Source organism: Sphingomonas qilianensis (genome assembly GCF_039614825.1).
Lineage (GTDB): Bacteria > Pseudomonadota > Alphaproteobacteria > Sphingomonadales > Sphingomonadaceae > Sphingomonas > Sphingomonas qilianensis.
On sequence record NZ_JBDIMF010000003.1, the window covers coordinates 139,413 to 151,983 of the forward strand.

Annotated in this window: 10 protein-coding genes; 3 read left to right on the forward strand and 7 right to left on the reverse strand. The window is 62.1% G+C overall.

What is annotated here, in order from left to right; genetic code table 11:
- Positions 1-36 precede the first annotated feature (36 nt).
- The 3 genes from ABC969_RS09435 to ABC969_RS09445 all read right to left on the reverse strand — a co-directional run bounded on the left by ABC969_RS09435 (position 37) and on the right by ABC969_RS09445 (position 5,739).
- Positions 37-3,303: a TonB-dependent receptor domain-containing protein gene (locus ABC969_RS09435; RefSeq protein ID WP_345864437.1), complete on the reverse strand. Its 3,267-nt coding sequence runs from the start codon at positions 3,301-3,303 to the stop codon at positions 37-39.
- Positions 3,304-3,521: 218 nt separating this feature from the next.
- A complete protein-coding gene (locus ABC969_RS09440) occupies positions 3,522-4,694 on the reverse strand; it encodes an acetyl-CoA C-acetyltransferase (protein WP_345864438.1) in 1,173 nt (390 codons plus the stop codon).
- Between the two features lie 28 nt (positions 4,695-4,722).
- Positions 4,723-5,739, reverse strand: a complete 1,017-nt coding sequence (locus ABC969_RS09445; protein ID WP_345864439.1) for an alpha/beta fold hydrolase — start codon at positions 5,737-5,739, stop codon at positions 4,723-4,725.
- A gap of 82 nt (positions 5,740-5,821) precedes the next feature.
- Here ABC969_RS09445 and phaR point away from each other — a divergent pair, with 82 nt between their 5' ends.
- Both phaR and ABC969_RS09455 read left to right on the forward strand, forming a co-directional pair.
- The gene (gene phaR / locus ABC969_RS09450) at positions 5,822-6,391 is read left to right on the forward strand and encodes a polyhydroxyalkanoate synthesis repressor PhaR (protein WP_345864440.1); all 570 of its coding nucleotides are present in this window, start codon (positions 5,822-5,824) and stop codon (positions 6,389-6,391) included.
- 16 nt (positions 6,392-6,407) lie between these two features.
- Entirely contained in the window at positions 6,408-6,599 is a 192-nt protein-coding gene (locus ABC969_RS09455) for a hypothetical protein (protein ID WP_345864441.1), read from the forward strand.
- A 4-nt stretch (positions 6,600-6,603) separates the two neighbouring features.
- On the opposite strand, the gene ABC969_RS09460 is transcribed toward ABC969_RS09455, so the two are convergent.
- From ABC969_RS09460 to ABC969_RS09470, 3 genes are all read right to left on the reverse strand, one after another.
- Positions 6,604-7,398 (reverse strand): class I SAM-dependent methyltransferase, encoded by a 795-nt coding sequence (locus tag ABC969_RS09460; protein ID WP_345864442.1) that lies wholly within the window; start codon positions 7,396-7,398, stop codon positions 6,604-6,606.
- Positions 7,399-7,456: 58 nt separating this feature from the next.
- Positions 7,457-8,635, reverse strand: coding sequence for an aspartyl protease family protein (locus tag ABC969_RS09465; protein ID WP_345864443.1), 1,179 nt, complete (start codon positions 8,633-8,635; stop codon positions 7,457-7,459).
- A 380-nt stretch (positions 8,636-9,015) separates the two neighbouring features.
- On the reverse strand, positions 9,016-9,444 hold the full coding sequence (locus ABC969_RS09470; protein WP_345864444.1) for a hypothetical protein: 429 nt from the start codon (positions 9,442-9,444) through the stop codon (positions 9,016-9,018).
- A 156-nt stretch (positions 9,445-9,600) separates the two neighbouring features.
- On the opposite strand from ABC969_RS09470, the gene ABC969_RS09475 reads away from it, so the two are divergent.
- Complete coding sequence (locus tag ABC969_RS09475; protein ID WP_345864445.1) at positions 9,601-11,226, forward strand: hypothetical protein; 1,626 nt, start codon at positions 9,601-9,603, stop codon at positions 11,224-11,226.
- Positions 11,227-12,071: 845 nt separating this feature from the next.
- Here ABC969_RS09475 and ABC969_RS09480 read toward each other — a convergent pair.
- Positions 12,072-12,554, reverse strand: coding sequence for a hypothetical protein (locus tag ABC969_RS09480; protein ID WP_345864446.1), 483 nt, complete (start codon positions 12,552-12,554; stop codon positions 12,072-12,074).
- Positions 12,555-12,571: the final 17 nt, after the last annotated feature.

Consider the following 12,571-nt stretch of genomic DNA (forward strand, 5'->3'; position numbering starts at 1 on the left):
ATACCCCGGCCCTTATATCGAGTTTATCGCGTAGACTTAGAACTTTGCAACGAAACCTGCATAAGCATAGCGACCGCGAACGTCGTAGATGCCGCCGCCTTCAGTAACGCCGGTGAGGCCGAACGGGGGCTGCTTGTTGGTGACGTTGTCGACGCCAAGATAGAAGTTGAACTTGTCGTTCACGTCGATGTCGGCGCGAAGATCCTGGTAGAAGGCAATGCCGTATTTCTTGATCACTGCATAATCAGTGTTCTGCGCCGGCAGACCGTTGAGCGGATTATAATCCTCGAACGTGTTGAGATACATCTTACCGATCCAGCGCGCCTGGCCGCCGAAGGTGACGGCACCGATCTTGACGCTGGCGTTGACGTTTACTTGATCCTGCGGATCGCCAAGCTCGTTGGTAAGCACGTTGGCGAAGTTGGGATCGGCAGGGTTGGTGAACTCGTCGTTCTGCAGCGTGTGCGTCCAAACCGCGCCCAAGTTCACCAAGCCGAAATCGAACCGGTGGCGATAAGCGATGTTCGTGTCGATGCCGCGGACCTGCAGGGCCGCGAAGTTTGCCGAGGACTGCAGCAGCGATCCTTCAAGCACGCGGAACGCCTGTTCGCCACGTGGGCCGCCGCTGGCGCCTGCTCGCTGGAACAGCGAGCAGAACGCGTTGTCCAAAGTGGGCGAGTCGTAGCACAGGTTGAGGATTTGCTGAGGCGTTCCCGTCGCCGTGATCACGTCCTTAACCCGGATATTGTAGTAATCGACGGAGATCGACAGGCCCGGAACAAACGACGGCTGCCACACAGCACCATATGTGTAGGAGTCCGAAGTTTCCTGCCTCAGATTCGGATTGCCTCCGCTGAGTGTCTCGAGCGATGCGGTATAGACGTAATCGTAACCAGCAGGGCGCCCTGCTGCAGCACAATTTGCTGCGCGCGTGGCCGATCCGGTACCGATGTTGCGCTCCGAGCAGGGATCGTTGGGTGCTGGCGTGAAATTCTGGCCCTGCTCCGAATACAATTCGGAAAGGTTCGGCGCGCGAACCGAGCGGTTATAGGCGGCACGGAACCGCAACTGGTCAACTGGCCGCCATTCACCGGTGAAACCATAGGCGTAGACGGTCCCCGTCGCGCCCTTGTAATCGGAAACACGGCCCGAAGCGGACAAGGTTAGTTCCTGCAACAGGAACATGTCCTTGACCAACGGTACGCGCAACTCGCCATAGGCTTCCTTCACTGCAAACGCCGGTGCCGTGAAGGACGGAATGGCGTTGTAGAAGGCATAGCCAGCCTGAGTGAGGTCATCCAGATCGTAGCGGTTAGTCTCGCGGCGATATTCACCACCGACCGAGAAAGCGACCGGGCCACCGGGCAGCTCGAACAACTGGCTGAGATCGCCCGACATGAATGCGGCGCCGACAAACTGCGTGATCTTGCCCGTGGCTTCCGACTGGACCGTCAGATAATCGCGTGCCGCGCTCGTGACCGAGCCCGCGCCAAACGGATTGAGCGGAACGCAGGCGGCGATATCGGCGGCCAACTGCGCCGGATTGCCGCCAGCGTCCTCGCCGGCATAGCGCGGATCGATCTGCGAGCGGCAAACGATCTGGCCAGCCGCGTTGCGGGCCGTATCGTTCGCCAGCAGGAAACGCTGGGTGTTGATATTGCCCTGGATGACATTGCGTTCCTTGTAGACGCCGTAATTCGCCGAGGCCTCGTAATTCCAGTCATCGTTAAACGTGCCACGGACACCGACAACGCCGCGGTACGTCTCGCGACGGATGCGCTCGTCGCGGATGCCGAGATCAACATAGTTGCGGCGATTGCTGAACCGGAACGAGCCGTCGTTGATCTGCGCGATAATCCGCGCCCGCTCGGCCTGGCTAGCGGCCGTATCCGTAAAGGCTGCGCCGGTGTTGGGGTTCAAGCCAAGCGCGCTGCTGTTCACGGCAGCCAGCAGTTGTTGCTGCAGGACGCCGCGCGCCTGGGTCGTCAGATACGGGTTGTCGAGACGGATGCCCTCGCGGTTGACGTTGCCTGCCGCGCCGCCAGTATTGAAATAAGATGCATCACGAAAACCATCGACGGTGAAATTGTCCGACAGCGTCTGCCCCTGCGAGAACAGTGGGCCGCTGACCGACCCGAACGCTTCGGTACGGACATACTTCGCTTCGAAGAATGGCACGAACGCGGGCGAAACTTCAAAATGGCCGATCGCGTTGGCCGAATAGCGGTCGAGCTGTGGCGACAAGGTCAACAACTGCCCTTCGCGCCCGGTCTGGCCGTTACCACCGATGAAGTTGCCATTCGGGCCGAGGCCGACGCGCTGACCGGTCTGCTGAGCGAGCGAGCCATCCGGCTGGAACAGATAAGCGCAGGTAAAGGCGCTGCCGACGCCGTCACGACCACAGGGGGCGGATGCATTGTTAGCGTAACGGATGCCGACCTGGCCGCCGGGAGAGATTGTCGTCGACCGGAAATCCCGGAAGAACTGGCGATCGAAGACGCCATCCGCTCCGTTGACCGCGCCAGCCGGATCGGTGTCGACGACCAGGAAACCATCGGCCTGGCGGAGACTCGGCCGGCCCGAGCCGAAATACCGGCTCTGATGGGCATATTCCAGATTGAGCGCGATATTGCCCCGGCCATCGGCGAAATTCTTGCCGCCCAGCGCCGAGACATATTGGTTGGCAGCATCACCATATTGGCTGATGCCCGACTGGCCGCGGATCTGCAGGCCGTCATAGCTGTCTTTGAGGATGAAGTTGACCACGCCGGCGACGGCGTCCGAGCCATATACGGCGGAGTTGCCGCCGGTTACGATCTCGACGCGCTCAATCAGATCGGTTGGGAAGGTGTTTGTGTCCGGCGACACGCCGTTGGACAGAATGTCCGCAGCGACATGGCGGCGACCGTTGACCAATACGAGCGTACGCTGTGTGCCCAAGCCGCGCAGATCGAGCAGGTTCAGGCCGCGCGTGCCGAGGAAGCGTGTCGAGTTCTGCTGGCTGAACGTGTTGCGCAGCTGCGGCAAATCGTTGAGCACATCACCGATCGACACGCGGCCAGTCTGGAAGAACTGCTCGCCGCTGACCACTGTTACCGGAACCGCGGACTCAAGATTAGGCGCGCGAATGCGCGAACCGGTAACCGTGATGTCCTGCGTGGTTTCGTCGATGTCCTGTGTGGTTTCGTCGCCTTCGCCGTCGGTCGGAACGGTCGGAGTCGACACCTGTGCCCAAGCGGGGAGGGCGGACGCAATGGCGAGCGGCGCGAGCGCCACCGCGGCGTATAAGCGGAACAATTTCATCAAGCACCCCTGTCATGTGGTTCGCTGTGAACCGATTGTGACATTAGAGGGTCATCATGAAGTCTGAGCAAGACGTACATTAAGCCCAGATGAACGTTTTACCGACCTGTGACAAAAAGGTAACAATCAGACATTTCCAGCAACACAAACGATAGAAACCTGCAGGATAACAGTGTCCGGCGCTCGCCACGTCACTTAAATCCCAAATTCAAATCAGCTCATCCGCGTTCCACGCACATCGCGATGCCCATCCCGCCGCCGATGCACAATGTGGCCAGCCCCTTCTTGGCGTCGCGCTTCTGCATCTCGTAAATCAGCGTGGTCAACACACGCGCGCCGCTAGCACCAATGGGATGGCCGATGGCGATCGCGCCGCCGTTGACGTTGACCTTCTCGGCATCCCAGCCGAGCTCCTTGCCGACCGACAATGCTTGCGCGGCGAAGGCTTCGTTGGCTTCGATCAGATCGAGATCGGCGATCGTCCAACCGGCCTTCTCCAGCGCGCGGCGGGTGGCGGGGACGGGGCCGATGCCCATGACCGAAGGATCGACGCCGGCCGAGGCCCAGCTCTTGATCGTGGCGAGGATCGGCGCACCGCGCTTCCCGGCTTCCGCCCGGCTCATGATGACGAGCGCGGCGGCGCCGTCGTTGAGTCCGCTGGAATTGGCCGCGGTGACGCTGCCGTCCTTCTTGAAGGCGGGCTTTAGTCCGGAGACGCTGTCAAGCGTGGCGCCGTCGCGGATATATTCGTCGTCAGAGACTACGGTGTCGCCCTTGCGACCCTTGATCGTCACTGCGGCGATCTCGTCCTTGAAACGACCGCTCGCACGGGCGGCCGAAGCCAGGTTCTGCGAGCGGACCGAGAAGGCATCCTGATCACCGCGCGTGATCTGATATTGCTCGGCCAGATTCTCGGCGGTGATGCCCATGTGATACTGGTTGAACACGTCGGTCAGGCCATCGCTGATCATCGTGTCAATCAGCCCGACATTGCCCATCTTGGTGCCGCCCCGCAGGTTCTGCGCGTGCGCCGAGAGCGACATCGACTCCTGGCCACCGGCAACGACGATTGTCGCATCGCCGGACTGGATCGCCTGTGCCGCCAGCGCGACCGCGCGCAGGCCCGAGCCGCACACCTGGTTGACGCCCCAGGCAGGAATTTCCTTGGGCACACCCGCCGCCATCGAGGCCTGACGCGCCGGGTTCTGACCCTGCGCGGCGGTCAGCACCTGGCCCATGATCACTTCGGACACATCCTCGCCCGAAACGCCGGCCTGCGCCAGCGCGGCCTCGATCGCGATGCGGCCAAGCTCGTGCGCCGGGGTGGTTGCGAATGCGCCAAGGAAGCTGCCGACGGGCGTGCGCTTGGCGGCGGTGATGACGATGTCCATCGGGGAACTCCTGCAATTGTGTTGGGTGTTAGTTAAACCGTGGCAGGCGGCTTATCCAGTGCGCCAGCGGCTCCCATAACTGCGCGCGTCCACCGCGCCCCACGATCATCCCGACATGGCCCGCGCCGAGATCGTGGCGGTCGGGCAGATCGGCGGCGGTGGCGGCGGGGACGATGCGATCGTTGAGCGAGACGAAGTCGATCGCCGGGCAGGGCAGGGCGGCAGGATCGGCGCGAACGCCGCTGACGGTCCATTCGCCCCCACCCGTCTGGTCTTCGGCGATGAACCGTTCGAACAATTGCTGGCCCGCGGCATAGGGTAGCGGCGCGCCGGCATTGGCCCAATCCTCCATGGCGATGAATAGGGCAGCGGCGGGGCTGGCTGGGCCCATCGTGGCGAACCCCTCATATTTGGCGATCGTGCGCGCTGGATCTAGCCGCCAGAAGCCGGCTTGCAACACTTCCATCGGCACCAGGCCCAACAGATCACAGGTCGGCTGCGCGGCCGCCCATAATGCGGCGATGTCGGCGCGGGCGGTCGGGCCGAGGCCGGCAAAGTTCCAGGGCGCGGCGACCAGCGCCAAACCCGCGACCGGCGCGGTGCAAGCTGCCGCGAGCGCGATCGTGCCGCCCAGGCAATAGCCGACCAGCACGGGGGGCTCGGGCAGCTTGTCGATCAGCGGTAGTAGCAGCTGCTCGACATGGGCGGTGATATCCATGTCGCGCTCGGCCGGGCCTGGGCTGCCCCAATCGAGCAGATAGGGATGCAAGTCCTGCGCGGCGAGCCAGCGGAGCAACGAGATGTCGGGGGTTAGATCGAGGATGAAGGGCGGGTTGATCAGCGACGGCACCAGGATCACCGGGCGGCGGCCATCGCCGTTCACACCATAATCGCGGAGCCGGGCGCGGCCCCTGCGGTAGCGCGCCGGCGCGGGCTTGCGCGGCCGCCCGCGCGGAGCATCCTGGTATGCCCGCAATCCGGCCAGCGCGGCGGCCCGGCGTTCGGGCGCCTCGGCGGTCTGCTCGCGGAGGAGGTCTAGGAACAACGGCAGCGGGCGGGGGCCGTGTTGCGGCGCGGCATGAAAGGATGGTACAGGCCGATCAAACAAGGTCGGGGAGCCTTTCAGGATGAAAAAGCAAAACACGGGTAACGGCCCGGTGATCATCAAGAAGTACGCCAATCGGCGGCTGTATAATACCGAGACTTCATCTTATATCACGCTCGACCACCTCGCGACGATGACGCGCGAGGGCCGCGACTTCAAAGTTGTCGATGCCAAGACCGATGACGACATCACCCATAGCGTGCTCACGCAGATCATCATGGAAGAGGAATCGCGCGGCACCTCCATGCTGCCGGTAAATTTCCTGCGCCAGTTGATCGCAATGTACGGCGATTCGATGCAGGCGATGGTGCCGGGCTATCTCGAGGCGTCGATGGACAGTTTTCATCGCAATCACGAGCAGTTCAAGACCGCGGTGGAAGGTGCGTTCGCCAATTCGCCGTTTGCCGAACTGGCCAAGCGCAACCTGGAAATGTTCGAGGCGGCGGCCAAGGCCTTCAAGCCGGGCAGCATGCCCGGCATGCCGGCCGCGCCGGCCCCGGCTGAGAGCCATGTCAGCAAGGATGACGAAATCGCCGCGCTGAAGGCGGAATTGGGCAAGTTGACCGAGAAGATCGAGAAGCTGGATCAGTAATCCCGCAGCATGGCTGGTGGACGACGCGGCGCCGTATTGGGTTGCCGCGGCGGTGGCGCTGCTGGTGGCGATCGGCGCTGGCGTCGGCGACTGGCGGCGCAAACGGCGCACCGATCTCGACCGGGTCGGGCTGATCGACTGGCCGACGCTGCAGATGCTGGCGCTGATCGGCAGCGCGATCCTGGTGATGATCGCGCTGCACGACTGAGCGCTCAGCGCGGTTTGACGAACTTCAGCGTCATCCGGTCGCTTTCGCCGATCGCGGCATATTTCGCGCGATCCTTGTTTTTCTCGGCATAATTGGGCGGTAGCGTCCACACGCCGCCGGGATAGTCATGCGTATCCTTGGGGTTGGCGTTGACCTGGCTTTCGCCGGCGAAGGTGAACCCGGCCTTGGTGGCAAACGCGATCACCGAGGAGCGGCGCATATAGCCGCTCTTGCCCTCGCGCGCGGCATCCATGTCCTCGGGCAGGCGATGCTCCTCGACGCCGAGCGTGCCGCCGGGCTTCAGCATGGCGAACATCTGATCGAACGCGGCCTGCGTCTGATCGACCGCGCCGAAGCGCCAGTTGTGCACGTTGCGGAAGGTGAGCACGACATCCGCGCTGCCCGCCGGCACGCCCGGCTGGCCGGCGACGGCGGGGAAGATCGCGGTCTTGAGCTTGGCGTAAACCGCGGGGTGCGCCGCCTGCAGCTTGCGCACGCCGGCCAGCCCCTTGTCGCTCGGCGCGGCGGCATAGAGCGTGCCGCGAGCCAGCGTGTAGGGCGCCAGAATCTCGGTATACCAGCCGCCGCTGGGCCAGATCTCGACCACCGTGTCCGTCGGCTTCACGCCGAAAAAGGCCAGCGTCTCGGCGGGATGGCGATAGCGATCGCGCGCCACGTTGGCGGGGGTGCGGGTCGGCGCCTTGACCGCGGCGGTGAGCGCGGGAGAGGGGGCGGGGGCCGCGGCCAGCACGAGGCCGGCGGGCAGGATCAGCAGGGCGGCGAGAGCGATCGGGCGCATGGGCTTCGGGCTTTCGAAAGGGCGGGGGCGGCGAGTGTGCCGCGCATCGCCGCCGGTATCAATAGAAGGTGCGCAGCGTCAGCGTGCGGCGCGCGCCATCGCACAGGTCTAGCGCGACGCTCCGGCCCGGCGCGCCGATCGACCAGCCGGCATATGCGCTGCCGGCATACGCCGTCGGCACGGCCACGTCGTCGACCCGGCAGATCGTCTCGCCGGCTTTCCAGCCGCGCTCCGCCGCAGGGCTGCCGCGCATCACGTGCAGCACGCGCAGCCGATTGCGTTCCGCCGTAACGAGCAACCCGCTGGTCGAGCGCAGCGGCATCTGCCCGGCCTGCTCGCCGGTCTGGAGAACCATGCGGCCGGCGCTGGGATCGAGCAGCACGCGATACTGCTGCAGAAAGCCCGATCCGATCCGCCCGGCCATGCCGAGCCGGTGCGAGAAGCCGCCTTTGCCCTCGATCTGCACCTCGACGTTGGCCGCCGTGAGCGCGCCCGTTTGCAGCGTATCCACAATCGCCAGATCGGACACGATCGCGCCGCCCAGCCCGAACGAGATGGTCGAGGTGAGCGCTGCGGGGACGAGCCTGGTGGTGGCCCAGGCCTCGTGCGACACGGTCACCGCATTGCCATCGCCGGTATCGACGATCATCGGGCGCAGGCGGCGGCCGTTCAGCGTCACCTCGCCGGAATAGACCAGCCGCGTGGGCGACACGGCGAGCGGCGCGGTGACGCCGGTGAAGGGCAGCCGGCCGCTGGGCAACAGGCGGAAGCGGCGCGCGGCATAATCGATATCGAGCGCATAGGCCGCGGTGAGATCGCGCCCGACGAGCATGTCGACCGGCGTGCTGCCGGTGGCGGTGGCGGGCAGGCTGGCGACGCTGATGCTGCCGCCGCGGCGCGTCAGCCCGCCGAAGCGGATCGTGCCGGGGTCGATCCAGCCGATCGGCACCAGGCCGCCGATCGCGCTGGCGCTGCCCCCGCTGCGCACCTTAAGCTTGTGCGTGGTGACATAGGCGCGCGACAGCGCAGTGTAGCTGACGCCGGTATCGAGGATCGCGGCGATCGGCTGGCCATCGAGCGTGACAGTGAAGCGGATCTGGTTGCCGGGGGTGAGATCGAAGGGGATCCAGCGCGCTTCGCTATCGGGCGCGAGCGTGTCGGTGGGTGGCGCGGCGCGCTGGGCGGCGGGCGCCGCGGCGGTGGGGAGGAGCAGGAGGAGGGCGGTAAGGAGGCGCATCAGCGTGCCTAACGCGTGGCGGCGCTTTCCCCTAGCGCGCCGTGGCGGGTGGGGGGCGACGCTGACCGCGGATCAGCGGCGAATGTTGACAATGTTGACACGGTGGCGGGGTTTTGTTGCGGGCGCGCCCGTAAAGCGCCCGCCGCGCGCTGCCGAAGCGTCAGGGACGCGCTCGCGACGCGTCCGTTGCGCGACGGCGAAGCGCCATCCGCGCTACGGGCTGGCGACAGTGACGCGCTATCGCGCCATCCAGCGCGCTGAGCATGCGTCGCCGAAGCGAATGACAGCCTGGCGACGTGATGAGACCGCCAATGCGCTAGCGGGATCGCGCACTCGGTCGGGCCGGCGGACCGACAATTTCAAAGATCGCGAGAAGGATTTCAGACGACATCCAACATTGCAAGGGGAGCGAGGTGGCGGGCTGATTTTGATGGACTGTTGCCGGTGCTATAACCGGAAACGGGGTTAGCCATGTGTTGAGTATACGGCTTCCGTATGGAGGCTGGCGCAACCACCAGCAAGGCGACGTCCACTAGTGGGCCATTTCTGCTTGGCTGCTTTTCTGCCCGTAAGCTGCCAGTCGGCTTACGGGCATCGTGATCGTCGTAAGACGTCGTGAACGGCGAAAACTGGTGGGGTGCTGACCGGCGGCTTTCGGGCGCCGATGTACAAAAGTTGCCCTTTGCCAGCACAAAATTGGCCGATTTCAAAAATGACGCAAGCCAATAGAGAGGATAAAAAATGTTTTGTTTCAGCGCAAAACACGTCGCAATCATTCTGTAATAAATCGTTATGAGCACCTTCCCCATCACTATCCAAAAATTTACACAGCTCATCTCATATCAAGTGTTAATAATCTAAATCTGAGTATAACCTATCAATGGATATATTTAATTTATGTGATCAAGCAATCATATTTGTACTGCGCCGAGATGAATACGGTAGCACCGAGCGGAGTTTACGCAATGCTCAAGCTTTTTGCTGTGCCAGCACGTGTCGAACGGTTTCAAGCTCCAGGCTCTTGTACGGTCGTTGTGTCGAACGCACCGAGCGATCTGCTCCTGGTGGCAAGACTTACACTGCCACCTGACGCAACACACGCAGCGTCCGTCCGCACACTAATAAATTGGACCACAATCGAGACCCTTATTGAGGACCCAGGCGATGGACCTCCGGGATCGCCCCCACACGCTCCCTTCATCGTCGAGGAGCGACACGAGATATCACGCGTCAGCGGAGATACCCCATTACGAGTTTTAAGCGGCACCCATGTCGATATTGTCATGGGGTCGGAGATGCCGCCTGCTGACTTCATTGCCGGTAGTGGCGTTCTAACTGTCGAAGGCGAGAGCTGGGGTAAAGCGGACGTCGCGATCGCTTTCGTTCCGACTAACATCGTGGATATCACATCTTCCACAGCCATCATCTCGCTCGAGCGAGGCCAGGAAGCTTCGTTTGAAATTACTGCGAGGGTAATCCAAGGCCGCGATGTGACACTGAGTTTGACCATGCATCCTCAACAGGGCGTCGAGATGTTGCCGCTGACGATCAAAGCCGTCCAAGGTGTCGCGACGACAGCTCAAGCGATGCTGCGAATTGCCGCTGACAGCCCACTACGTGACGCTACAAACGCTGTTCGGATAGTGGCAATTGGCGGGCTGCAAACTGACGGTAGCATCGGCGACGTCAATTTTGCATGGGACACGTTGGACATTGGCCTCGAAGTCAAGGCGCCTCCCGTCGCGGAAGAGCCCGATTTCGAAAAACTCCGCCGCTTAATCGAAACAAAGTACAATCAAATCGGCGGGTTCAAATCTCGCCTTGGCCTTCCGCTTGTTCCCAGCATGCCTATTCGACAATCTGCCGACAGCTTCGAGACAAGCTTTCGCTCAGGCTTTATTTCAGTGAAAGCGGACGGTACGGATATTTTCGCAATCGCGCAAACCTTCTGTGAAATTTCTGTCGTGGGAATTCAGTGTAATATTCGACAGGAAGCTGTCGATGAAATATATGGCACCGTCAGTTGTCTTATAGCAAATTCAGCAAACTCAAACTCAACGACCGTCAAAATACCCGACGACGGGGATGGTGTGTTTAAAATGGGGCCAGTGGGGCTTCGCGTTTCGGGTGCAAGCGGACTCATTTACAGCGGCCCCGTTGCCGACGTCCTCATTGCTGTGATGCTTATCCAGCAAGACTCAGGCGACACTAGCGAAGCCAAGAAAGAAATCGCTGCCACCATTGCCAAGGCGGCGCAGGCGGGTTTGGCAGCAGTGGGCGGGGGGGCTGCTGAATCTATGTTCCTTAGCCCCAGATTCATCCAGACAATTTCGCTCGGGGTTGTAAATGCTATTGAAAATATGATTGGTCTTCCGGACGATCCGTTCAATCCGGCCTATTTGCGGCTCAGCTTTGCTGAGCTAGCGCAACGGCCTCACGAGCGGTTTATTTTGCCAGTTGATGGTGCGGTGGGCGGAGAAATCGAATACACCCACGCTATTACAGCAAGTGGGTTAGACGGCGACAATGATCTTGGAAAATACACAGTCTATATAGACTTGCGTACATTCCAGCAGAACGAAAAACTTTGAGGCCTATTTGTAAGATTTGGATAGCGCTGCTGCAGCGCAATAAGATGTTGTGTATCGATAGCGGTTACTGAATGATGGCTTGCTATCTTTGATATGTTTTCGCGCAACGACTGCGAAGTCGTCGGTAGCCGAACGGAAGCTCGCGCCCTATTGTAGAATGCTTACCCTCGCGCCGCGCTTGCGCTCCTGTAGCAGAACGCTAGCCTTCCAATCATACCGGGGGAGTGTGGCTATGCGTTTCTCTTATTTGTATCAACCGTGATGCTGGCGGCGACGCCCACTCTTGCGCAAGGCGTCGATACGACAGCGCAAGCGCGACCGTGCCTTGGGCATTTTCAGCGATACACCACGATCCGCAGCTACGGGCAAGCAGCCGGCGCTGCCTGGTGGATCGCTTACCCATGCAATGGTGGTTTAACGGCGAAGTAGCCTGGTCCGCCCCGCGTCCGATAGCCCTCACGTTGATTATTGTGGGGAAGGACGAGCGTCTGCGTCGCCTGCGGACGATCGACGGGAACGATGAATACCGTGCTGCCCGCCTGCCCGTTCCGATCGGGCACCGCGCCGTAACCCTCGCCCCCCGGCGGGCATCGCTTTCCTAACAACTGTTCCCGATTTAAGAGTCCCGCAATTGCCTACTCGACGGGAAACGGGCGGATGCTGATCGGCCATGCGCCCGTCCTGACGGACGAGCGCCGGATTGGCAGCGGCTCATTCGCCATATAGACTTGATTTCCAACGGGTAGCACCGCTTTGCTAAGCAGCTCAGCGGGCCGCAATCGTCCGCCGCGCTTGCTCGGGGACGGCACCAAAGGCGCGGTTCGGTTGTTAGGCCAATGATACGGTTAAGAGTTCTCGTCACCGGCCAGCATGGGCCGGGGCGCCGCAAGGAGAAAATGATGGCATACACAGTGGTAGCAGGGCTGGCTCTTGGTCTTTCGGCGATCGTGTCCGCGGTGACAGTCGATCACGCGACGCGGGTTGATCACCAAAGCGGCGCGGTCGATGTGCGCTATCGCGGTGCCGTGCACATCAGCCACAAGCAGGTTGGCTCTGTCGCCCCGGGCGGGCGACCCTCGACCCTTGGCTGCCGGTGGCAAGCCGACATGGTCGTTGCTCGCGAAGCCAAGGCGGCATCGGGGACGATGCTGACTCGAAACTTCGTTCGTGAGCGCGTTGCCAGCGGCACTCGGACGGGCTGGTGCAGCACGCACCATGCCGCCATTGCCCGTCACGTGGCCCGCCAAACGCGCGATCTCGATCGTCACATGGTCGCGGTGGCGCAGGAAGATCATGAGGTGCTTCGCGCAGAACTCGACCGCGCGCATGGAGCGGTCAACGCCGG

Bases quoted from the DNA above. Each gene is read 5' to 3' on its own strand.
- ABC969_RS09480 (WP_345864446.1), bottom strand. From the start codon at position 12,554: ATGCGCGCGGTCGAGTTCTGCGCGAAGCACCTCATGATCTTCCTGCGC.
- ABC969_RS09435 (WP_345864437.1), bottom strand. From the start codon at position 3,303: ATGAAATTGTTCCGCTTATACGCCGCGGTGGCGCTCGCGCCGCTCGCC.
- phaR (WP_345864440.1), top strand. From the start codon at position 5,822: ATGAAAAAGCAAAACACGGGTAACGGCCCGGTGATCATCAAGAAGTAC.
- ABC969_RS09465 (WP_345864443.1), bottom strand. From the start codon at position 8,635: ATGCGCCTCCTTACCGCCCTCCTCCTGCTCCTCCCCACCGCCGCGGCG.
- ABC969_RS09470 (WP_345864444.1), bottom strand. From the start codon at position 9,444: ATGGGGAAGGTGCTCATAACGATTTATTACAGAATGATTGCGACGTGT.
- ABC969_RS09440 (WP_345864438.1), bottom strand. From the start codon at position 4,694: ATGGACATCGTCATCACCGCCGCCAAGCGCACGCCCGTCGGCAGCTTC.
- ABC969_RS09460 (WP_345864442.1), bottom strand. From the start codon at position 7,398: ATGCGCCCGATCGCTCTCGCCGCCCTGCTGATCCTGCCCGCCGGCCTC.
- ABC969_RS09475 (WP_345864445.1), top strand. From the start codon at position 9,601: ATGCTCAAGCTTTTTGCTGTGCCAGCACGTGTCGAACGGTTTCAAGCT.